Origin of the sequence: Natronosalvus halobius (genome assembly GCF_024138145.1) — an archaeon.
Lineage (GTDB): Archaea > Halobacteriota > Halobacteria > Halobacteriales > Natrialbaceae > Natronosalvus > Natronosalvus halobius.
This window is the reverse complement of sequence record NZ_CP099997.1, coordinates 876,122-895,904: the sequence shown is the minus strand read 5'-3', so window position 1 is coordinate 895,904 and position 19,783 is coordinate 876,122. Positions and strand designations below refer to the sequence as shown.

General features: G+C 62.4%; 20 protein-coding genes. 7 read left to right on the top strand and 13 right to left on the bottom strand.

Going from position 1 to position 19,783, the window contains the following annotated elements; genetic code table 11:
• The first annotated feature begins 120 nt into the window (after positions 1-120).
• Positions 121-480: a PadR family transcriptional regulator gene (locus NGM15_RS04240; RefSeq protein ID WP_253435673.1), complete on the top strand. Its 360-nt coding sequence runs from the start codon at positions 121-123 to the stop codon at positions 478-480.
• A 15-nt stretch (positions 481-495) separates the two neighbouring features.
• Here NGM15_RS04240 and NGM15_RS04235 read toward each other — a convergent pair whose 3' ends face one another.
• On the bottom strand, positions 496-1,140 hold the full coding sequence (locus NGM15_RS04235) for a DUF7108 family protein (RefSeq protein WP_253435671.1): 645 nt from the start codon (positions 1,138-1,140) through the stop codon (positions 496-498).
• A 293-nt stretch (positions 1,141-1,433) separates the two neighbouring features.
• Here NGM15_RS04235 and NGM15_RS04230 point away from each other — a divergent pair, with 293 nt between their 5' ends.
• Positions 1,434-2,027 carry a hypothetical protein gene (locus NGM15_RS04230; protein ID WP_253435668.1) on the top strand — a complete coding sequence of 198 codons (594 nt, stop codon included), beginning with the start codon at positions 1,434-1,436 and terminating at the stop codon, positions 2,025-2,027.
• Between the two features lie 60 nt (positions 2,028-2,087).
• On the opposite strand, the gene rnhA is transcribed toward NGM15_RS04230, so the two are convergent.
• Entirely contained in the window at positions 2,088-2,684 is a 597-nt protein-coding gene (gene rnhA, locus NGM15_RS04225) for a ribonuclease HI (protein ID WP_253435667.1), read from the bottom strand.
• A gap of 161 nt (positions 2,685-2,845) precedes the next feature.
• Between rnhA and NGM15_RS04220 the strand changes: the two genes are divergently transcribed.
• Positions 2,846-3,808 (top strand): transcription initiation factor IIB, encoded by a 963-nt coding sequence (locus NGM15_RS04220; protein ID WP_253435664.1) that lies wholly within the window; start codon positions 2,846-2,848, stop codon positions 3,806-3,808.
• Positions 3,809-3,888: 80 nt separating this feature from the next.
• Here NGM15_RS04220 and NGM15_RS04215 read toward each other — a convergent pair whose 3' ends face one another.
• From NGM15_RS04215 to NGM15_RS04200, 4 genes are all read right to left on the bottom strand, one after another.
• The gene (locus NGM15_RS04215) at positions 3,889-5,049 is read right to left on the bottom strand and encodes a LolA family protein (RefSeq protein WP_253435661.1); all 1,161 of its coding nucleotides are present in this window, start codon (positions 5,047-5,049) and stop codon (positions 3,889-3,891) included.
• A gap of 498 nt (positions 5,050-5,547) precedes the next feature.
• Positions 5,548-5,859: a DUF7521 family protein gene (locus NGM15_RS04210; protein ID WP_253435658.1), complete on the bottom strand. Its 312-nt coding sequence runs from the start codon at positions 5,857-5,859 to the stop codon at positions 5,548-5,550.
• Complete coding sequence (locus NGM15_RS04205) at positions 5,856-6,203, bottom strand: winged helix-turn-helix domain-containing protein (protein ID WP_253435655.1); 348 nt, start codon at positions 6,201-6,203, stop codon at positions 5,856-5,858. The genes NGM15_RS04210 and NGM15_RS04205 overlap by 4 nt, the downstream gene beginning before the upstream one ends.
• A 113-nt stretch (positions 6,204-6,316) precedes the next feature.
• Entirely contained in the window at positions 6,317-8,167 is a 1,851-nt protein-coding gene (locus NGM15_RS04200; protein ID WP_253435652.1) for a cation:proton antiporter domain-containing protein, read from the bottom strand.
• A gap of 177 nt (positions 8,168-8,344) precedes the next feature.
• On the opposite strand from NGM15_RS04200, the gene nreA reads away from it, so the two are divergent.
• Positions 8,345-9,700 (top strand): DNA repair protein NreA, encoded by a 1,356-nt coding sequence (nreA, locus tag NGM15_RS04195; protein WP_253435650.1) that lies wholly within the window; start codon positions 8,345-8,347, stop codon positions 9,698-9,700.
• Between the two features lie 148 nt (positions 9,701-9,848).
• Here nreA and NGM15_RS04190 read toward each other — a convergent pair whose 3' ends face one another.
• The 3 genes from NGM15_RS04190 to NGM15_RS04180 all read right to left on the bottom strand — a co-directional run bounded on the left by NGM15_RS04190 (position 9,849) and on the right by NGM15_RS04180 (position 12,002).
• A complete protein-coding gene (locus NGM15_RS04190; protein WP_253435647.1) occupies positions 9,849-10,769 on the bottom strand; it encodes a hypothetical protein in 921 nt (306 codons plus the stop codon).
• A 114-nt stretch (positions 10,770-10,883) separates the two neighbouring features.
• The gene (locus NGM15_RS04185; RefSeq protein WP_311136457.1) at positions 10,884-11,171 is read right to left on the bottom strand and encodes a hypothetical protein; all 288 of its coding nucleotides are present in this window, start codon (positions 11,169-11,171) and stop codon (positions 10,884-10,886) included.
• Between the two features lie 66 nt (positions 11,172-11,237).
• Positions 11,238-12,002, bottom strand: coding sequence for an enoyl-CoA hydratase/isomerase family protein (locus NGM15_RS04180; protein WP_253435644.1), 765 nt, complete (start codon positions 12,000-12,002; stop codon positions 11,238-11,240).
• 144 nt (positions 12,003-12,146) lie between these two features.
• Here NGM15_RS04180 and NGM15_RS04175 point away from each other — a divergent pair, with 144 nt between their 5' ends.
• Positions 12,147-13,994: an asparagine synthase-related protein gene (locus tag NGM15_RS04175; protein ID WP_253435641.1), complete on the top strand. Its 1,848-nt coding sequence runs from the start codon at positions 12,147-12,149 to the stop codon at positions 13,992-13,994.
• A gap of 84 nt (positions 13,995-14,078) precedes the next feature.
• Positions 14,079-14,666: an AsnC family transcriptional regulator gene (locus NGM15_RS04170; protein ID WP_253435640.1), complete on the top strand. Its 588-nt coding sequence runs from the start codon at positions 14,079-14,081 to the stop codon at positions 14,664-14,666.
• A gap of 48 nt (positions 14,667-14,714) precedes the next feature.
• On the opposite strand, the gene NGM15_RS04165 is transcribed toward NGM15_RS04170, so the two are convergent.
• Both NGM15_RS04165 and NGM15_RS04160 read right to left on the bottom strand, forming a co-directional pair.
• Complete coding sequence (locus tag NGM15_RS04165; RefSeq protein ID WP_253435637.1) at positions 14,715-15,353, bottom strand: FAD-dependent oxidoreductase; 639 nt, start codon at positions 15,351-15,353, stop codon at positions 14,715-14,717.
• A 78-nt stretch (positions 15,354-15,431) separates the two neighbouring features.
• Complete coding sequence (locus NGM15_RS04160; protein ID WP_253435634.1) at positions 15,432-15,911, bottom strand: winged helix-turn-helix transcriptional regulator; 480 nt, start codon at positions 15,909-15,911, stop codon at positions 15,432-15,434.
• A 127-nt stretch (positions 15,912-16,038) separates the two neighbouring features.
• On the opposite strand from NGM15_RS04160, the gene NGM15_RS04155 reads away from it, so the two are divergent.
• Positions 16,039-16,851 (top strand): AAC(3) family N-acetyltransferase, encoded by an 813-nt coding sequence (locus tag NGM15_RS04155; RefSeq protein WP_253435631.1) that lies wholly within the window; start codon positions 16,039-16,041, stop codon positions 16,849-16,851.
• Between the two features lie 54 nt (positions 16,852-16,905).
• Here the strand turns inward: NGM15_RS04155 and NGM15_RS04150 are convergent, their stop codons facing one another.
• On the bottom strand, positions 16,906-18,261 hold the full coding sequence (locus NGM15_RS04150) for a hemolysin family protein (protein WP_253435629.1): 1,356 nt from the start codon (positions 18,259-18,261) through the stop codon (positions 16,906-16,908).
• Positions 18,262-19,050: 789 nt separating this feature from the next.
• Positions 19,051-19,707, bottom strand: coding sequence for a helix-turn-helix domain-containing protein (locus NGM15_RS04145; RefSeq protein ID WP_253435626.1), 657 nt, complete (start codon positions 19,705-19,707; stop codon positions 19,051-19,053).
• Positions 19,708-19,783: the final 76 nt, after the last annotated feature.

Here is a 19,783-nt window from a genome sequence, read left to right as displayed (position 1 = left end):
CCAACGAACCGAAATTCGCCCGCATACGGGCCGTCTGCCCCGTGTAGCACCTGTTACTGCGCACTGGCGCAAATTGAATAGTTGGTAACTCTTAAATATCTTGGTGACATTTGCACATCCATGTCAGAGGCACAAGCAATCACCGGCGAGCAGAGTATCGCACGCGAACTTACAGCGTTCCAGCGGAACATTTTGGTCATCCTGGCGAAGGAGCCGATGTACGGCCTGGCCATCAAGCGCGAGCTCGAGGACTACTACGGGACGGAAGTCAACCACGGTCGACTCTACCCCAACCTCGACGAACTCGTCGACCTCGGCCTGGTCGAAAAGAGCGAACTCGACAAGCGGACCAACCAGTACGAACTGACCGACGACGGCTACGAGGCCGTCCTCGACGGTCTCGAGTGGTCGCTTTCGAAGGTCGTCACGGGCGACGACCGCGCCGACGAGATCGGCGAGATCATCGACAGCAGCTACTGAAAACCCGTTCTGACATCACTGAGACGGTTCCGACCGGAATTCGGGCACCGGTTTTTCGGCCGTCTCGTAGATACGCTCGAGAGAGTCATCTATCGCGTCGCGTTGCTCCTCGGAGGGCCAGGCGTTGCGAACGAAGTACTCTGACCGGAACTCCGCGAGTTCGTCGCTCGAGGCGGACGTGATCGGTTTCGCGTAGTGGTTTCCCATGAAGTCCGCGAGCGCCTCGGCGGTGTCACCGTGAACGTCGCCGTGAACGTCGCGAACCTCGGCCGCGAGCGACCGGTTTCGTTCGTCGACGGTCTCCCAGTCCTCGGGATCGCCCGGCCCGTCGAGTGGAATTTCGACCGCGCGCGTGAGGTCCTCGATGCGGTCCGTTCTGATGACCCCGGCCTCCTGGTCGTGCCACTCCTCGGGATGTAAGACGAGCACCTCGTCGCCGTCGTCCGAGCGGACGTGGTCCGTATACTCGTGTTCGTCGAGCAACCGTTCCCGGCGATCGGCGTAGGCCTCGCGTTCCCCTTCGTCGACGGCGTTTCGCTCGAAACGTCGGAGGCGCTCGGCCTCGTCGACGACGTCGGCGGGCAGGTCGTGTGCTGCGTCGGACGCACCGTCGGCGTCGTTCTCCCGCGGTTCGGACTCGAATGCGTCGTGGCCGGTCATTCGTCTCGAACGGTAGGGCTCGAAGCTATTGTGCGTGCTGTTTCTGCTCGCGTCGACGCCACGATGCCGGAGCCGATACGCGTTCGGCCCGAATCGGGTACCAACGAGGAACGGGTGGCACGCCGACGTCGGACGGACGGGAGTTGTCCCACGTCGACGACCATTCCAGTACCCGGCGGTCGACGTTCGAGAACGGTCTCTTCGGCGCGTATTACTCGACAGTGAACCTGTCTCAAATCGTTACGACACCGTTTCACATGCAGCGAGCGAACGTACGAGTGAGTGGAACGACAATGAGTGTTCACGTTGACATCGGCGAAAACCGAACCGTTCGATTGACCGACGAACGCATCGAGTGTCGACCGCCGAATCGGGTCGCATTCGCGGCCGAGGGGGTGATTACGGTGACCAGAGAGTTACTGGGCGAATTCGAGGGAGCCTCCCTGAAACCGGTACGCGTCGATATTTCGGTCGACGAGTCACGCACCGTCAGGACCGATCTCGAGAAGGAGGCCTCGCTTCGGCTCGAAACGGTGGACGTCGGCGTCGAAACGCCCAATACGGACGATCTTTCGCCGGGGATGGACACGGTCTCCGCTTCGTCAGGCGACGGCACCGAGTCGACCGACGCGTCGCCTGGAGCGATAGCTTTCTCTGTCGAAGGAGCAATTGTAGACGTGCCGATGGAGACGCTCGATCTCATCACCGATGGATCGCCGTCGCTCGAGTCGGTCGTGTTCGCCGTCGACGATCCGGTCAGGACCGATGGCGGATCGGACGACGTCGTCTTTTCGCTTGGACTTCTGGGCCACCGTATCACCATCTACCGAAACGGTGCCATCGACGTCGGTACGGGCGAGAACGGGGTGGACATCGATTTCCTGTAACGAGAGACGGTCGACGTTCCCGACCAGCGAGAGCCGGAAGCCGAACCGGTCTCGCGCCCCTCACTGAGACTGGTCCATCGCCTCGTTCGCCAGCGCGTCCGCTCGGTCGTTGACCTCACGGGGAACGTGCTCGAGCGTCCACTCGTCGAACTCGCGAAGGAGTTCGTGGACGGTCACCCGCTTTTCTCGCAATTCGGGATTATTGGTGTTGTACTCACCGCGGACCTGCTTGACGATGAGTTCGGAGTCGCCGCGCACGTGAACCTCGTCGTAGCCGTAGTCACGGGCCCCCTCGAGCGCCGCGATCAGGGCCTCGTACTCGGCCTGGTTGTTCGTCGCACGACCGATCGTTTCGCTCCCGTCCGCGACGATGCCCTCGCTCGTGACGATCACCCAGCCGATCCCGGCGGGCCCAGGGTTGCCGCGCGCGCCACCGTCGAAGTAGACGTGCGCGCGACCGCCGCCATCGCGCAGGAGTGCCTCGAGGTCGCGAGGCCTACCTCCCTGTATGACGACCTTGTTCTCGTAGGCGACGGCCGTCGCATCCCCGTGAGACGCCCGCCAGCGCTCGTGATCGGTATTTCCCGACTCGACCATCACACCCGCGTCCTGGAGACGTTCGCGGGCGTCTTCGACGTCGCACTCGATGACCGGCATACGCGGAATTGTCGCCGTACACCGGCTAAAACTGTTGTGGTTTCACTCCGAAAACCGGGCGTAAACACGTCCGAGTCCGTCGAATTCGGTTGATTCGATCCCTGGGACGAATAGACTGACCAAAGGTTTATATAATACCGTGCTACTACTATAAAAGTGCGATGACACGGTCCACCCGCCAGCGGGAGCGAATGCGCGAGACGGACGAGACCGAGGACCAAGAGGGGGTACGTGCGTGCCCCGAGTGCAACTCGGATAATCTCGTCAAGGATTCCGACCGGGGTGAGCTCATCTGTGAAGACTGTGGGCTCGTCGTGGAGGAAGAACAGATCGACCCCGGCCCGGAATGGCGGGCGTTCAACCACCAGGAACGACAGAACAAGTCCCGCGTCGGAGCGCCGACGACGCAGACGATGCACGACAAGGGACTCACGACGACGATCGACTGGAAGGACAAAGACGCCTACGGTCGATCCATTTCCTCGAAAAAGCGCAGTCAGATGCATCGACTGCGCAAGTGGCAAGAACGCATCCGGACGAAAGACGCCGGCGAACGCAACCTGCAGTTCGCCCTCTCCGAGATCGATCGCATGGCCTCGGCACTCGGCGTTCCGCGATCGGTTCGTGAGGTCGCGTCGGTCATCTACCGACGCGCGCTCAAGGAGGACCTGATCCGCGGACGATCGATCGAGGGCGTCGCTACGTCCGCACTGTACGCCGCCTGCCGAAAGGAAGGCATTCCGCGCAGCCTCGAAGAAATCTCCGAGGTATCCCGCGTCGAACGCAAAGAAATCGGTCGCACCTATCGATACATCTCACAGGAACTCGGCCTCGAGATGAAACCGGTCGACCCGAAAAAGTACGTCCCTCGCTTTTGCTCCGAACTCGAACTCTCCGAAGAGGTCCAGTCCAAGGCCAACGAAATCATCGAGAAGACGGCCGAGGAAGGGCTCCTCTCCGGAAAATCACCAACCGGGTACGCCGCCGCGGCCATCTACGCGGCCTCGCTGCTGTGCAACGAGAAGAAGACTCAGCGAGAGGTCGCTGACGTCGCGCAGGTGACCGAAGTCACGATCCGGAACCGGTATCAAGAACAGATCGAAGCGATGGGCATCCACGGCTAACGCCGGTTAGCCGTCCGTTTTCCGTCGGCAAAAGGCTCGAGAGTGGCCGGTCTGTGTGCTATTCGTTCGCGTGAACGGCGTCACTGACAGCCGATTTCCTCGGCCCGTTCGAGTAGCGTCGCTTCGCCGATCGAACTGCTCACCTGGTAGGTCAACTCGCCACAGTCCCACGTGACGAGGGTCGTCCCGTTGAAGGTCGAGACGGTCGCCTCGAGTTCACCGATGCCCTCGCGGTCGGGATCGTCGCCGCGGAGATCGCCCTCCGAGACGCTAAACCAGAGGAGGTCCTCACCAACACGGTACTCCTCGTGGTAGGTCTGGACGCCGTTCCACTGGTCGGCGGACACGGACTGTCGTTCGTACTCCGCGGGGAACGTCGCGTTCGGAACCTCAAATCGCAGGTACTCGTTCGCTTCCGAGCGGTCCGCAAACCCGTGTTGTTCGAATTCCGGCTCTTCGACGGATCGCTCGTCGTCCGTGTCGTTCTCCGCTGGCAGATCGAACAACCCGGCCTCGAGGTCCGCTCCGAACGTGACGGTCTCGAACGCGCTGGTGACCTCGAGTTCGGTGCCGTCGACGTCCGTGTACGTTCCCTGCATTGCGAGCGGATACCCGTGTTCGTCGTCGATCCAGAACGTCCCGACCTCGAAGTCAGTCTCCTCGTACGCACTCGTCTCGAGCGGGTAGACGTAGCGAGTGTCGCCGACCAGTACGCCGATGCCACGGTCGACTGTCGTCTCCTTTGGCTCGACCGAGACGACGTGGGTCGTTCGGTTCGCGACCGTCTCGGTCCCCTCGTAGCTGATATCGTACTGGTCGAGGTGCTCCCCGAGGAATCGCGCCTCGTCATCGGATTCAGTCTCGGTCTCGGACTCCGCTTCGAGATCGTAAACCGTCACGTCGTCGGTCTCACCGTCAGCCAGCCAGAGTGTCGAACCGTTTCGAACGACGATCCCTCCCTCGTGGCTCTCCTCGAAGCCGACCGAATCGATCACGTCCGATCGCATCTTCGACGGCGGGCGTTCCCAGACGCGTTCTGTAGTCTCGTACGTTCCTGTACTGTCAGTGAACGTAACCGCTCGCTCCCCAGTCAGCGGCGGTACGCCGTCGGCCGTCACCGCCTCCTGGAGAAGCATTTCCCCATCCGGTTGCGTCTCCCCCGAAATTGCCACCGTGCATCCGGCACAGATGACCACGAGTGTGATCGCTGCGAGAACTAGTCCGTCGTGAGTCCACCCCATACTCGTTCTTACGCGTACACGCTTATCTAAGTATTTCTATGTTGGGGAAAATATCAATGGGGGTGGATGCAGGATAGCCGTCGAGTGTGTGCGTACACCTCGGGCGTCGATGGGTCGGAGTGACGTGACGAACGTGGTGTCAGAGGCACGTTCGGCTTGATGGATGCAGTGGAGGGCCGACTCCGCCCAGCACGCCGGTTACGGCCTGCAACTATCCGTTGAGACCGACGTATAATCAATTCGGACGAGCGACTTCACGAAGAGAAAAGACCGGGGACTCTTTAAGAACCATCGTGTCCTTGATGTACGGTCTAGTTGCCACCGAGTGGTATACTCGGAGTATACCTCCCCCGACTTTCGCACAATCGGTCCTGGACTCTCGAAAATCGGTTGTAATGAACCGCGTCGGTCATCGGCGCCGCCTACACGTCGTTCTCCTGACCTCTCGTTACCAGCCGCCGACGCCCCCGCGACACCCTACCTCCTACCCCTTGGCCTCTACTTCGTTCCGTACAGCGAGTACGTGATCGCCAGCAGTCCGAGCAATCGACTCACGTTCTCGAGGAAGACCGTCGTCGCCTGGTCGACCGTGGTGAGCGTCGTCACCGAGACGTTGATCACGAATGGACCGAGCGTCAGCAACAGCAAGCCGATGGCGAGATACTTCATCGCTCGGCTGTCGTTTCGCCGGTACCCACGATAGGCCTGCACGGCAAGGACCGTCCCCACGAGCGCGACGAGGAGCAGACTCGCGACCGTCAGCAACTCGAACGTCGACGCCTGATCGAGGCGGACGACGCCCCGGGTCATTGCAACCCCTCCCACATTCGGGTAAACTTGTCGGCGACGTCTTCGTCTTTCCGGGTGATTTCGAGGGACAGGTCACCGTCCTCGAGGGTCACCTCGAGTCGCTCGAGGCGGGCCGCGTAGACGCTGTAGTGGTTGCCGTCCGGTGCGAGTTCGGTCTGTTCGCTGATCAGGTCACACTCCCGGAGTCGCTCGAGGCGACGGTAGATCGTCGGGAGCGACGCGTCACAGCGGTCGCTCAGGGTGCTGGCGGACATGGGTTCGGCGCTGGTTTCGGTGAGGATCGCGCGGGCGTACTCGTCGTCGAGGAGGGCCAGTAGTTCGGGGGGATCGGCGTCCTCACTCACGTTTGATACGTCGTTCCCACACAGCTATCAAAAGCGCCCCGGTTTTTCTGGCTCAGAACATCCGCTCGAGAGCGTTCTGACTCGGACCTGCCGCTCGAGCGTGACAACCCGACTCAGTCGCGCGGGTGAAACCGCTTGACGGCCGTCCGAACGGCGTCTTCGCGGCCGATGAACGTGACCCGATCGCCCGCTTCGAGGACGGTGTCGGCTTCGGGGACGTGCGTCTCCCCGTTTCTGGCGATCACGGCGACGATGCAGCCGTCGGGAATCTCCGAATCGAGGTCGCGGATGGTCGCTCCGTCCAGTTCGGCCGCGGTGACGACGATCTCCTGGGCGTCGTGGCCCTCGCCGAGTTCGTTCATCCAGTGAGCCAGCGCCGGGCGTTCGATCTCGTTGTCGATGGTCCAGGCCGTCGCGCTCGAGACGTCGATGGCGTCGACGTCGAGTGTTTCGAACGCGTCGACGTTCTCCGGCGTGTTCACCCGGGCGAGGACGCGTTCGACGTCGAAGCGCGTGGAGGCGAGCTGAGAGACCAGCAGGTTGGTGTCGTCGTCGGCGGTCGTGGCGACGACCAGTTTCGCGTTGTCGATGCCGACCTCCTGGAGCGTCTCGGTCGAGGTGCCGTCGCCGTGGTGGGTCGAGAACCCCTCCTGACGGAGTCGTTCGACGGTCGCCGAGTCGCTGTCGACGAGGATGACGTTCTCTCCACGGTTCTCCAGTCGCGTGGCGAGCGTTCGGCCGACCCGACCGCCGCCGACGATGATGGTGCGCATTGGTTCGATTTCGAAGTATTCCGCGAGCTGGCGGGCGAGCCCCGCCTGTAGCACGACCGTGATGAAGATGACGAGAAAGACGGTGCCGGCGAGGGTCTGTGCGGCCACGGCGTTTCCGGCCGTCTCGAGTTCGATGGCGAACAGCGTGGCGATGGAGGCGGGGATGATCCCTCGCGGGCCGACCAGGCTCAAGAAGTACCGTTCGCCCGCGCTAAATCGCCAGTGGGTGGTCGCCGCAGCGACGATCAGCGGACGGACGATCAGCGTGACGGCGACGACGACCGCGATGCCGCCGAACCCGAGGCCGAGGAGCGCCTCCACGTCGATGAGCGCGGCCAGCGAGATGAAGACGAACGAGAGTACGAGCAGCGTCAGGTCGCGGTTGAACCCCTCGATTTCCTCGCGGTGTGGCAGATCCAGGTTGCCCAGGACGAACCCGGCCGTCCCGGCCGCGGCCACGCCCGTCTCGGCGAAGATCGAATCCGCGAGTCCGAAGGCGGCTAACGCGCCGATCAGTACGACGAGACGGGCGGTCTGTGGAGCGTCGCCCGCGGGCTGTTTGACCCGCGTCAGCAGGGCGTAGACGACGATGGCGACGACGATTCCCACGCCGATACCGACCGTGTAGCGCTGGAGGAAGTACACCGGCACGTGCGAGCGCTCGTCCCCGACGACGACCGTCTCGAAGATGACGATGGCCAGGAGCGCGGCCGTCACGTCGTTGACGATTCCCTCGGCCTCGAGAGCGGCCTCGACGTGCTCGCGGACGGTGATCACTTCGAGGATGGGCGTCACCACGGTCGGGCCGGTCGCCACCAGCAGGGCGCTGATCAGGAAGGCGATCCCCCAGTCGGTGTGCAGAAAGTACCGGACGGCGAGCGCGGTTCCGCCGAGGGCGACGGCCGCACCGAGCGTCGTCAATCGGATGATCGCTCGCGGGGCCAACTCGAGCTTTTCCCGGCGAAGGTGAAAGGCCCCGTCGAAGATGATGATGGCAACGCTCAGGCCGACGACGGTGGAGAGGCCGGCGCCAAAGGTATCGATCGAGACGAACCCAAGCCCTTCGGGACCGACCAGCAGGCCAATGAGGATGAGAAACAGGACGCTCGGGATGCGGAGGCGATTGGACAGCAACTGTGCGCCCAGTCCGAGGACGAGGATGCCGACGATGACGGGGAGGATCGACGCCACTACGACGACGTATGTGATTCCACCTGATAAATCAATCCCGCGTGGGAGTTCGACGACCGTTCGTCGAGGGAGATGCCCCGAGGGAGATGCCCCGAGGGAGATACCCCGAGGGAGATACCACGCCACTCGGGACCTCGAGACGAACATTCAAACCCTCGCCGCCCCTACCTCGAGTGAATGCGCCTCGACGACTACATCGAGGAGTTAGAACCCGACGAGGAGGCCGAGCGTCGGCGCCTCGCGAAGGAGAAGTCCTACGCCATCACGGACCACCTCGAGGACTTCGAGCGCAACTTCGAGCGGGCGCTCTCGGGCGACACCCTCGTCGGCTCCACAGCGCCCTCCATCTTCGTCGGGCGGTCGAACTACCCCGACATCCCCGTCGGCGTGCTCTCGCCGGTCGGCGACGAGGACGACGCCGAGTCCTACGTCACGGACGGGAACTGGTACCAGCAGGGGTACGGAATCGACGACGTGCTCCAGCGCCGGACCGGCCTGCTCAACTCGAACAAGCGCGCCAACGTCGACGCGCCGGGCATCGCCAGCCGACTCGCCCCCTCCGTCCAGGACGTCTGGGACGGCTTCGTCGGCGTCCAGCGCGAGGTGGCAATCGCGGACCGACCGGTGGACCTCGAGATCGGTCTCGAGGGCAAACCCGACCTGGGCCTCGACGCGGGCACCGACGTGGCGACCCCGCGAGGCCCCAGGGCGGCGGCGCGCTCGGCCGACTTAACCGAGAACCCGCACGTTCCTCGACCAGTTAAGAAGACGCTCGAGGACGACGACTGGCAGGCCCAGGGGGCGATGACCTACCTCTACCGGCGCGGGTTCGATGTCTACGAGATCAACTCGATCCTCTCGGCTGGCGCCCTCGGCGAGGCCGCCCAGCGGCGACTCGTCCCGACCCGCTGGTCGATTACCGCCGTCGACGACACCGTCGGCCAGTACCTCCGTGGCCGGATTCGGAACGCCCCGAGTATCGACGATGTCCAGGTCTGGGCCAACGAGTACGTCGGCAACCGCTACTGGGTGATCCTCGCCCCCGGCACCTGGGAGTTCGAACTCGTCGAGATGAAGGCGCCGGGCAGCATCTGGAACCCCGACCCAGGGGCAGGAATCTGGATGGCCAGCGCCTCGGAGGGGTACCAGGGCCGATCGAGTTACGTCGAGGAGACGGCAGGGGCCTACTACGCCGCCCGACTCGGCGTCCTCGAGCACCTCGAGTCGATCGGTCGCCAGGCGAAGTGTCTGGTGCTTCGGGAGGTGAGCGACGACTACTGGGCGCCGGTGGGGGTCTGGCAGGTCAGAGAGAGCGTTCGGAACGCGTTCGAGAGCGCGCCGGGAGCCGCAAACGGTCTCCAGGACGGCAACCGAGCGGGCCTCGCCGGCGAGTACGGTACTGCCGAGACGTTCCACGATGCCGTTGCGACGGTCGCTCAGCAGTTGCCGGTCTCCTTCGACCGGTTACGACGCAAGTCGGAGCTCGCGGCCGGCGTGCAATCGAGTCTGGCGGCGTTTTCCGGGCGTGAGTGACCGGAGACCGCGCCGCTTCCGACTCGTTCGGTCGGACTTGGTCTCAGATCTCAAATATTGGGCCTCATGCCTCTGATCTCAGGTCTCAGCCTCTGGTCTCAGGTCTCATGCCTCTGATCGAAGGCATCAGGTCTCAGGTCTCCACGTCTCAGATGATTCGCTCGTCGTCCTCGTCCTCGGCGCTCCGTCGCTTCCCACGATGTCGACGGTCACCGTCTTCCTCGCTGAGGTCACCCTCGGAATCTGAAACTCCATCCATCTCCTCTGCCTTCCGTTTTCTGGCGCTGTCGCTCTCGGCATCGTTCACGCTTCGTTCGTCTGCGTTTCGCCCGTCTACGCTTCGTTCGTCTGCACTTCGCCCGTCTGCGCTTCGTTCGTCTGCACTTCGCCCGTCTGCGCTTCGCTCACGATTCGGTTCGTCGTCGCGGTCCCTCGCGAGGCCGCCGTGGTGCTGGTCAGCCGTCTTCGACCTCGAGTCGGCCTCGACCGCGGACTCCTCGTCGTCGAAGACTCCTTCGCCTTCGTCGAACAGGTCTTCATCCTGATCGAACAACTTCTCCGTGTCCTCGTCGCTAACTCGGCCGTGACCCTCGTCGATACCGCGGGTTCGATCCGGTTCCGACCTGTTCGGTTCTGTCTCTCGGCTCCCCGGCCCCTCGCTTGGTTCCCGTTCGTCGACTCCTGTCCTGGTCTCAGTCTTCGGCTCTCGTTCGTCGAGGCGACGTGCGTCGGCTTCGGTCCCCATCTCCGCTCCCGTCTCCGCCTCCATCCCCGACCCCGTCTCCATCTCGCGACCGCTCGAGTCGTCCACGTCCTCGGCTCCCATCGCGCCCGGACCTCGGAGGTGAACCTCCGTGTGGGTCACGTCGGAGACGTCGGACTCCTCGAGCGTAATCGCCTCGTCGCTCGGCGACCCCCAGCTGAGGGCGGCCTTGATGCTGTCGGTGATCCCAGGATCGGGTTCGACGTAGGCGGTGGCGCCGTCAACGTCCGTGACCATACCGACATCGTCGCCGTGCTCGTTGATGACGCGCTTGCCGACGTCCTCTGGCGTAAATCGTGCGGACATAGCGCTCGAATCAACGGGCGGCACACGGATGCAAGTGGACCTTGCATGCGCGTGCTATCTCTTGACACGCTAGAGGCGACGAGAAAAACGAACGGAAAACCACCTCGAACCGGTTTAGATGTCGGTCGTTCGGTCCGTTCCTCCTGTTCCAGTCGTGCTTCCGAGGTCGGATCTGAGGTGGATCTTGTCGTCAGTGACCCGCTCGATGGCGTTCTCCTGGAGCGGGTAGGTGTCCTCGTTGGTGTCGCCCCAGCCGAGTTTCGCCTTGATCGTGTCCGTCATTCCCGGGTCCGGTTCAACGTGGGCCGTGCCGTGTTGCATGGCGGAAACCATGCCAATCGTTTCGCCGTTCGCGTTGACCACTGTCTTGCCGATGTCGTCCTCTGTCAGGTTGTGTGCCATTGCACTCGAACAGTCCACGAAATTGATAAAGGGTCTGCTGCCTGCCGCTGCAGGCACTCGAGGGGATCAGTCGAAGTCCGGCTCTCTCCCCTCGAGAAACGCCGATACGCCCTCTTCGTGGGAATCAGAGGTGTACGCTTGCACCTGTAACAGGTTCTCGTACTCGAGGGCCTCCCCCCAGTGCCGACCGAGGTTTTCGTGCATCGCTCGTTTCATCAGCGCGATGGTTTCAGTCGGTCGACGGCCGAGTCGATCGACCGTCTCCTGGACGCGCTCCTCGAGGTCGTCGGAATCGACCGATTCGTTGATCAGGTCGAGGTCGGCGGCCTCCTCGGCGTCGAAGAATTTTCCGGTAAACGCGAGTTCCTTCGCCGTACGCAACCCGACGAGTTTCGGCAGGAGAAACGTCCCACCGGTGTCGGGAATCAGTCCGACGCGCACGAACGCACACGAGAACGTCGCGTCCTGGGCGGCGTACGCGAAGTCCGAGAGGGCGACGATCGCTAGGCCGGCGCCGACGGCGTCGCCGTTGACCTTCGCGATGATCGGAACCGGACACTCGAGCATCTCCTCGACGACCCGCCCGAACGTCTCGGTGATTCGGTCGAACGCCTCCTGTGGCCCCTCCCGCCGCTCGGCCATCGCCTGAATGTCGCCACCGGCGCTGAACGCCGTTCCCTCGCCCGTCAGGACGACGGCGTGGTGGTCAGCCGGTGATACGTCGGCTATCGCCTCGGCGAGCGTTACGGCCGTCTCCGTCGAGAAGGCGTTGAGCACGTCGGGTCGATCGAACGTGATCCGAACGACGCCGCCTGCATCGTCTACCTGCATGCATCGAGCATTCGCCAGGAGGCGCTTAACGGTATGCGTTCGAGCGTCGACGACCGGGTATGCGACAGGGTCGAAGACAGTAACGGACGCCTACCAGTCTCCATCCAACGAATAACCATATGTGGTTGTCTGGATTTCTGACCTATGGTAGGACTCACCGGCCGAATTGGGCGCTCAGACGAGAAACCGTTCGCGTCGTCGCTGGAGTCGCTCCGCCACACCGATCGGCTCGAGGCGACCGTTACCTACGACGAGGGCGTCGTCCAATTAGGACACACGGCGTATCCCGAGTACCCCATCGACAGCTTCGATCGCGGTCGATATCGAATTCGATTCGAGGGGAAATTGTACGATGTGCCCGAGGAGAATCGTCGCGATGAACTCGAGCGGGTTGCGCCGTTGTTGTTCGAAGACGAGAACGCCACCGCCGGTACCGATGACCAGTTCAAAGAGCTTCGCGATTGGCTGCTGTCGGTCGACGGCGCGTTCGTGTTGACCGTCCTCGACACCACAACTGGCGAACTAGTACTCTGCAACGACGTTCTCGGTCGGCTACCCACGTACTTCTATGCCGACAAGGAGTCCATGGTCTTCTCGAGAGAACTGCGATACGTCCTCGAGTCCGTCGACGTGGAGTTCGACCGCCTGGGGGCTGCGCAGTGTCTCCTCTTCGGCTATCCCCTGGGGGACCGAACGCTCGTCGAGAACGTGCGTCGACTCCGGCCGGGGTCGCTCGTTCGCGTTCGAACAGACACCGTCAAAACGAGCATGCAGTCGGTGTACACGTTCTCCTTCGACGACCCGGCGCACGCCCATCGAAGTCGAGAACAGAACGCTACTCAGCTAGCGACACGGTTCGTTCGGGCGTGTGAGCGTCGTGCGGGCCACTTCGACACAGATCTCATCTCGTTGAGCGGCGGCCTCGACTCGCGGTCGGTACTCGCTGGCTACCACGCCGCGGGTTGTCCGGTCGAGGCGGCAACGATGGAGTCTCCCCAGTACGTCCCCGTCTCGGACGTCGATATCGCCCAGGAACTGGCCGCGGACTTCGAAGTCGACTGGCGAACGTACGACGTTGGCCAGCCTCGTGGGGCCGACCTCGACACGCTCGTGAAGACGAAAAACGGCCACATCGGCCTCATGACGTCCTTCGTCCTCACCTTCTTGCGCCATCTCGAAGCCGACTACGGGGCGTCGATGGCCTACATCACGGGTGACGGCGGCGACAAGGTGCTCCCGGACTTGACCCCGACGGGTTCAGTTCGTAAAGGCACCCTCGTCGACTACATCGTCGAGGAAAACTCCATCCTGGACATCGATCAGGTGTCCCGAGTCACTCGCGTCTCCGAGGACGCGATCAGAAGGAGCATTCGCGACCACGTCCGCACCTACCCCGAAACAACTGTCGACGGCCTCTACATCCACTTCCTGCTCTACGAACGGGCCGCAAACTTCCTCTTCGAGGGCGAAGACCGAAATCGACTGTTCTTCTGGAGTGATACTCCGTTCTACTCGCTACCGTTCTTCCGCTACGCGATGAACTGCCCACCCGAACAGAAACGACGGTACAACCTCTACCGTTCGTTCCTCGAGACGCTGTCGCCGAATGCGGCGAGTCGAACCCACGCCGTCTACGGCGCGCCGGTCAATTCGAGACGCCACGCCGCAGCGGCCCTCCTCGACGACGTACTCTCGCGATATCCTACCGTCCTGGAGACGCTCAAGCCGATCATCAAAGCCGTCAATGACCTCGAGACTGATTCGAACATCGACGCCGACACTATCGACTGTATACGCCACCAGGTCGACCGAATTGAAGAAGTGGACGTCGGACTCGACACCGACGAACTGCATCGATTCCTCGATACTGCCAATGACCGGGAGAAATACGCCATCTACCGTATTTTTGCGATCACTTCTATCGTCGACGACCTCTCCTCGAACGATCGAAAGAGCGTCCTCGAGTCACGAGAAGACGCTGTCTTCGCCTGAGTCCGACCCTTCGTTTCTGCATAGATGAATATGGCACTTTTATAGAATAAAAAATTTTAATATGCGCCAATACGATTTATTAATATGCGATCACTGGACAAAATTGATATCGAGATCCTCCACCACCTCGTCGCGGATGCCCGCCAGCCCTACAGTGAAATCGCCGAGCGGGTCGACGTCTCCGCGCCGACTGTGTCCAACCGAGTCGACCGGCTCGTCGATATCGGCGTGATAGATGGCTTCACCGTCGCCGTCGACCGATCGACCGTCTCTGCCGGAACCGAAGTACTGATCGACTGCACGCTCTCGCCGGACGCAGACGATCGGATCGCCGACCGCCTGGCCTCGCTCGAGGCGATCGAACACGTCTTCGTGACGGCAGACGGCCGAGTGCTCGCGACCGCTACCGTCTCGCAGGCACGAATACGAGCGGTACTCGCCGACGCAGTCGACCTCGAGTCTCTCGACAGCTACCGGGTTCACCTGCTCGAGGACCGCCACTGGTCCCCATCGATCGCCTCGTCCGATCTCGCTTTCACGTGCGACGAGTGTTCGAATCGGGTGACGGACGACGGCGTCTCGATCACCATCGACGACGATCGCTACCTCTTCTGCTGTCCGTCCTGCCGGTCCGCGTTCGAAGAGACTGCAACGATCAGCGAGTCGGCGTAACTCGAGTCGAGAATTCACGCAAACCTGCGAGCGCCGAGAAAACCGGTCCTACCCGAAGTTTTCGATGCGCGCCTCGTCCGGATCCTCGCCGGCCGCCTCGATTGCCTCGGCGACCCGGTCGACGAAGTCCGCGAACCCGAAGACGTAGCACTGCCCGTCCTCGAGGTGTGCGTCGACGGCCGACTCGAGACTCTCGTCGTCGCCCGACTCGAGTACCGTGACGGCCGCTCCCGCTTCAGAAAGTGCCTCGAGTCGCTCGGTGTGGGCCGGTTCGTCGTCCTGATAGATGACGGCCGCGTCGTGGCCGGCCTCCTGGGCAGCCTCGGCGATAGCGACTGCGGGACCGATGCCTGGCCCGCCAGCGATCGCCACGACATCGCCGTCGTTCTTGTAGGTGATCGTTCCGAACGGCCCCTCAATGTGAACCGTTTCGCCGCCCTCGAGGGAGGCGAGCCACGGCGCGAGTTCGCCGTCGGGATCGACGCCGACGGTGATCTCGAACGTCTCCTCGACCGTCGGCGACGAGAGGGTGTAGTGGCGTGCGACCTCCTCGCCCTCGGGTGCCGCTCGAAGGAGGACGAATTGCCCGGGGAGCGCCTCGAAATCTTCCGGCGTCGCGAGTTCGAGTGCGACGGTCGACGGTCCCACTTCGGTGACGGACTCGACGGTAACGGCCGTGCCTTCCATACCGGACCGTACCGGCGGCCGCCTCAAAGAAGTTCCTTTCCTCGCGGCGGTTTTGAGCCTAGAGTTTCCGAGATCCCGTTACGCTTCCAGTTCGTCGCCGTATCGACTCTCCCACAGGCGGAGGTAAACGAACAGCGGGGCCAGCGTCGCCCCGGCGTCGGTCGGTTCGTACTCCACGCGCGGCGGAACCTCGTCGTAGGCGGTTCGCTCGAGCAATCCAGCCTTGACGAACTCAGAGAGGCGTGCAGAGAGGGTGTTCGGGGAGGCAGAGACCACGTCCTCGAGTTCTGAGAAGCGACTCGGCCCGCCCGCGGTCGTAATCGCTCGCAGAATCGAGAGCGCGTGTCGGCGCTCCAGGAGCGTGAGAACGTCCTGTTTCGTTGGCGAATCGTCCGTCGTCTCGTCGGTCGTTCCTTCCGTTTCGCTTACTCCCTCCACGTCAGTCGCGGCTTCTACGCCGGTCGCCGCCTCTAGACCGGTTGCCGACTCGAGGGCGTCGGTCGCCGGAACGTCGAGGATCGTTTCGAGCGCGTCCGTGATGGTATCTGGATCGGCCATACAGACGCTACGCAATCTGTAGTATTAAACTCCTGGATGTATAGCGAGCGACGAGTCCTGCGGGTCCGTGTACTCGGCTCACGATCGCGTCCGAACACTCAAATGATTCCTGTGTGTGAGACGAATTATGTCTGAACGAGACGCGATCGAAGCAGTGGACGAACCCGCGACGGTGTCGTCGCTCGTCGACGATCTCCGGGCGCTCGGGCTGACGGCGGGTGAGACGGTGCTCGTCCACGCCTCGCTCAGTTCCCTCGGGTGGGTCTGCGTAGACGCCCAGACCGTCGTCGACGCGCTCATGGCCGCCGTAACTGAGGCGGGGACACTCGTCATGCCGACTCACTCGGGACAGTACGGGGACCCGGCCGTCTGGTCGAATCCACCCGTTCCCGACGACTGGATCGACACGATTCGAGCGGAGCGACCACCCTATCGACCGGAGACCACGCCGACACGCGGCGTCGGTGCGGTTCCGGAGTGTTTTCGATCGTACCCCGACGTCTATCGGAGCCGGCACCCGACCGTCTCGTTCGCGGCCTGGGGCGCCGACGCCGAAACCATCGTCGCCGACCACGGGTTCGACGATGGTCTGGGGGAGCATTCGCCGCTGGCCAGCGTCTACGACCGCTCCGGCTCGGTCCTCCTGCTAGGAGTCGACCACGGTGCCAACACCTCGCTCCACCTCGCCGAGTACCGGGCGGACATCGATCTGCCACGGACCGATACCGTCGCTACCGTTCTCGAAGAGGGCGAGCCAACGTCGGTCACCTTCCAGGACATCGAAACCGACGCCAGCGACTTCGCGATCCTCGGTGACGCGTTCGAGGACGAACACGACTCGATCGTTCGACGCGGATCGGTCGGCGCCGCCGAGACGCGGTTAGTTCCCCAGCGAGCGATGGTCGATTTCGCCGTCGATTGGTTCGAGACGAATCGGTAACCCTCTCCCTTTGTTGACTCGAGACACCAAGATCCGAGACTGCGCTCTCGCCGATCACTCGAGGCTCGAATTTTCTGTGGATTCGGCGGGCCCCGTTCCTGTGTTTCGGACCTCGACCTCCGAGATGCGCGCCCCGTCGACTGCCGAAACGGTGAACTCGTACCCGTCGATTTCGAACTCGTCACCGACGTCCGGGACGCGGCCTGCTCGGGACAGGACCAATCCACCGACTGTCTCGACGCCGTCGGCCTCGAACGTGGTCTCGAGCGTCTCGTTGAGCCTCGATACCGTGAATCCGCCGTCGACGACGTAGGTGCCGTCCGCTCGCCGGTCGATCGACGGTTCGTTCGTAGCCGCGTCGAAGTCGTCGCGAATGTCGCCGACGAGTTCCTCGACGAGGTCCTCGACGGTCACGATGCCCTCGAACGCGCCCCACTCGTCGACGATGGCGACCATCTGTTTTCGTTCGCGCTGGATCTGCTCGAGGAGGTCAGTGACCGACCCGGTTTCCGGATAGACGAGCATCTCCCGGGCGACGTCACCGGCCGTTAGCGCGTCGGCGTCGGGGTTTTCGTGGGTGACGCGGAGAACGTCTTTCACGTCGAGGAATCCCTCGATCTGATCGTCGGTGTCGGGATCGATGACCGGGTACCGAGTGTGGCCTTCCTCGATGATTCTGGACCGAACGGCCGGAAGCGGCGCGTCCGCAGAGATGGTGATCACGTCCGGTCGAGGAACCATGACCGCCTGGACCGAGAGTTCGTCGAAGTCGAACACGCGTTCGATTAGTTCGACTTCCTCCATCTCGATGTTCCCTTTCCGACCGGCCGTCGACAGCACGGCGAGGATCTCCTCTTCGGTCAGCACCTCCTCGTTCTCGGAGGCCGGCGGGATGCCGATGAGCCGCGTGAAGAAGTTCGCGGTCCCGTTGAAGACGACGAGTCCGGGGATAAACACGTAGTAGAAGAACTTCATCGGTCGTGCGACGATCAGCGCCACGCGCTCTGCCTGGGCGATCGCGATCGTCTTCGGAGCCAACTCGCCGAAGACGACGTGCAAGAAGGTGATGATGCTGAACCCGACGGCGAAGGAGACGAGGTGGATCAGCCCCCCGGGTAAGATCGGCGACAGTACGGGTTCGAGCAGAGCCGCGACGGCGGGCTCACCGATCCAGCCGAGACCGAGTGAGGAGATGGTAATGCCGAGCTGGGTCACGGCGAGATAATCGTCGAGGTTGTCCATCGCGTCCTGTAAGAGGACCGCCCCCGAGCGCCCTTCCTCGACGAGTGCGTCGACAGCGGTCGCTCGAATTCGAACGTATGCGAACTCCGCGGCGACGAAAAAGCCGTTCAGGAAGACCAGGACGAACGCGAGGAGAAGTCGACCGACCGAGAGGGCGACGTCTACCATCGTTTTCTCCGTATTTGATCCGTTCTCGAATTCTCGATCGAGACACGAACTGGCTGATTCCGGTTCTGTGCGGTGTTCCACATAGGACGGTCTTCCACCTTCAGCCAGATAATTCCTATAGAAATCTGTACAGTATCCGCGTCGATGTCACATACCGGTCGAGATGTGACAGTGGAGGCGCTTATGGAAGACGACCACGTCAGCGACCACACAGCCACGAATGGTCGCGAGGCGTGGTCGGCTCGAGCATGAGTGATCCACCATGACACGTCGGTTGTGTCACGTGGCGCCCGAACTGGGACGTTCGCGAGCCACTTGCACTCACAGGGGTCGTTGATGCGTCGATTCCTCAGTCGGCGGAAGGTCCCGTCGACGGATAACTATTGGTCGTATATCTTCATAAGCTCGACTTAATAAGCAATTTTAGCAATACTACCGGAATTTTGAGACCGAATACAAATATTTGGGGCTAAGAAAAAACGATCGTCAGTATATGTTGGGTGTATTGGTACAGAACTATTCGGTTGATCACTGACGGGACTTGAGGCGGGACAGACTGACGGGACTTGAGGCGGGACAGACTGACGGGACTCAGACGGGGTACCACTGGCGATGCTCGAGACGGAGTATCTACACTATCTACACCGAATGTTCACGCATCCGCGCTCCGCCAATCCAGGACGCCAGTGTCGGCCGTCGGTGTCCGATAATCGTCACTCGCCGCTTGCAACCCGAGTCACGCCACTCGAATTGAGTGCACGACTACGCGAAGAAGTCGACGGAGGGCAGCTAGAGATCGACCTTCCGCTGGTCTCCATCGGATAGCTTGGCGCTCACGAGCGCCGCGTGGCTTCGCCGCAATCGTTCCGACAGCGCCTGGTGAGAGATACCGAGTTCGTCCGCGAGCTCTTTCAGCGTCACCTTTCGCGGTACGTCGAAGTAGCCCAGTTCGTGGGCCGTGACGATCGTCTCGTACTGGGTCTCCGTGAGCGGCGTCTCCTCGCTGAGGTCGCCGTCCAGTTCCGTCATGCGACGCACCGAGACGGAGAACTCCTGGTCCAGCAGTTCGTCGTGTGCGGCCGAAAGCGACTGTCGATCGTGAAAGAGCAGTTCGATCGTCCAGTCGTGGTCCACTCCGGTCGTCTCGAGGATGGCTCCACCGTGATCGGCGATCACCTTCTGGAACTGCGTGATCGGCGCGTCGAACTCGAGACGAAAGAGCCAGCGTTCGCGGCTAGCGTCGGTCAGACTGGCGAGCACCGAGAGCGTCGGATCTGCCTCGAGCGCCTCCTGGATCTCGTTGCGACTCGCCCCCGACACCCACACGAGTGGTGGGCCCTCTCCGACCACCCCTGCAAACTGGAGTTCGAGCGACGGGATGCGCTCGAACGCGGTCGCTGCAGCGAAGTGGCCGGCGGGGACCTCGAGTTCGGCGACTGTCGTCATCATCGACATTCACCACAACCGCATATAGACGGCTTCGGTTAGCGGTAGGTGTTCCCGCTACCATTGTTCGAAAACT

Bases quoted from the DNA above. Each gene is read 5' to 3' on its own strand.
- NGM15_RS04170 (WP_253435640.1), top strand. From the start codon at position 14,079: ATGCGATCACTGGACAAAATTGATATCGAGATCCTCCACCACCTCGTC.
- NGM15_RS04220 (WP_253435664.1), top strand. From the start codon at position 2,846: ATGACACGGTCCACCCGCCAGCGGGAGCGAATGCGCGAGACGGACGAG.
- NGM15_RS04210 (WP_253435658.1), bottom strand. From the start codon at position 5,859: ATGACCCGGGGCGTCGTCCGCCTCGATCAGGCGTCGACGTTCGAGTTG.
- NGM15_RS04175 (WP_253435641.1), top strand. From the start codon at position 12,147: ATGGTAGGACTCACCGGCCGAATTGGGCGCTCAGACGAGAAACCGTTC.
- nreA (WP_253435650.1), top strand. From the start codon at position 8,345: ATGCGCCTCGACGACTACATCGAGGAGTTAGAACCCGACGAGGAGGCC.
- NGM15_RS04185 (WP_311136457.1), bottom strand. From the start codon at position 11,171: ATGGCACACAACCTGACAGAGGACGACATCGGCAAGACAGTGGTCAAC.
- NGM15_RS04165 (WP_253435637.1), bottom strand. From the start codon at position 15,353: ATGGAAGGCACGGCCGTTACCGTCGAGTCCGTCACCGAAGTGGGACCG.
- NGM15_RS04145 (WP_253435626.1), bottom strand. From the start codon at position 19,707: ATGACGACAGTCGCCGAACTCGAGGTCCCCGCCGGCCACTTCGCTGCA.
- NGM15_RS04160 (WP_253435634.1), bottom strand. From the start codon at position 15,911: ATGGCCGATCCAGATACCATCACGGACGCGCTCGAAACGATCCTCGAC.
- NGM15_RS04240 (WP_253435673.1), top strand. From the start codon at position 121: ATGTCAGAGGCACAAGCAATCACCGGCGAGCAGAGTATCGCACGCGAA.
- NGM15_RS04215 (WP_253435661.1), bottom strand. From the start codon at position 5,049: ATGGGGTGGACTCACGACGGACTAGTTCTCGCAGCGATCACACTCGTG.
- NGM15_RS04180 (WP_253435644.1), bottom strand. From the start codon at position 12,002: ATGCAGGTAGACGATGCAGGCGGCGTCGTTCGGATCACGTTCGATCGA.
- NGM15_RS04230 (WP_253435668.1), top strand. From the start codon at position 1,434: ATGAGTGTTCACGTTGACATCGGCGAAAACCGAACCGTTCGATTGACC.
- rnhA (WP_253435667.1), bottom strand. From the start codon at position 2,684: ATGCCGGTCATCGAGTGCGACGTCGAAGACGCCCGCGAACGTCTCCAG.
- NGM15_RS04235 (WP_253435671.1), bottom strand. From the start codon at position 1,140: ATGACCGGCCACGACGCATTCGAGTCCGAACCGCGGGAGAACGACGCC.
- NGM15_RS04150 (WP_253435629.1), bottom strand. From the start codon at position 18,261: ATGGTAGACGTCGCCCTCTCGGTCGGTCGACTTCTCCTCGCGTTCGTC.
- NGM15_RS04155 (WP_253435631.1), top strand. From the start codon at position 16,039: ATGTCTGAACGAGACGCGATCGAAGCAGTGGACGAACCCGCGACGGTG.
- NGM15_RS04190 (WP_253435647.1), bottom strand. From the start codon at position 10,769: ATGTCCGCACGATTTACGCCAGAGGACGTCGGCAAGCGCGTCATCAAC.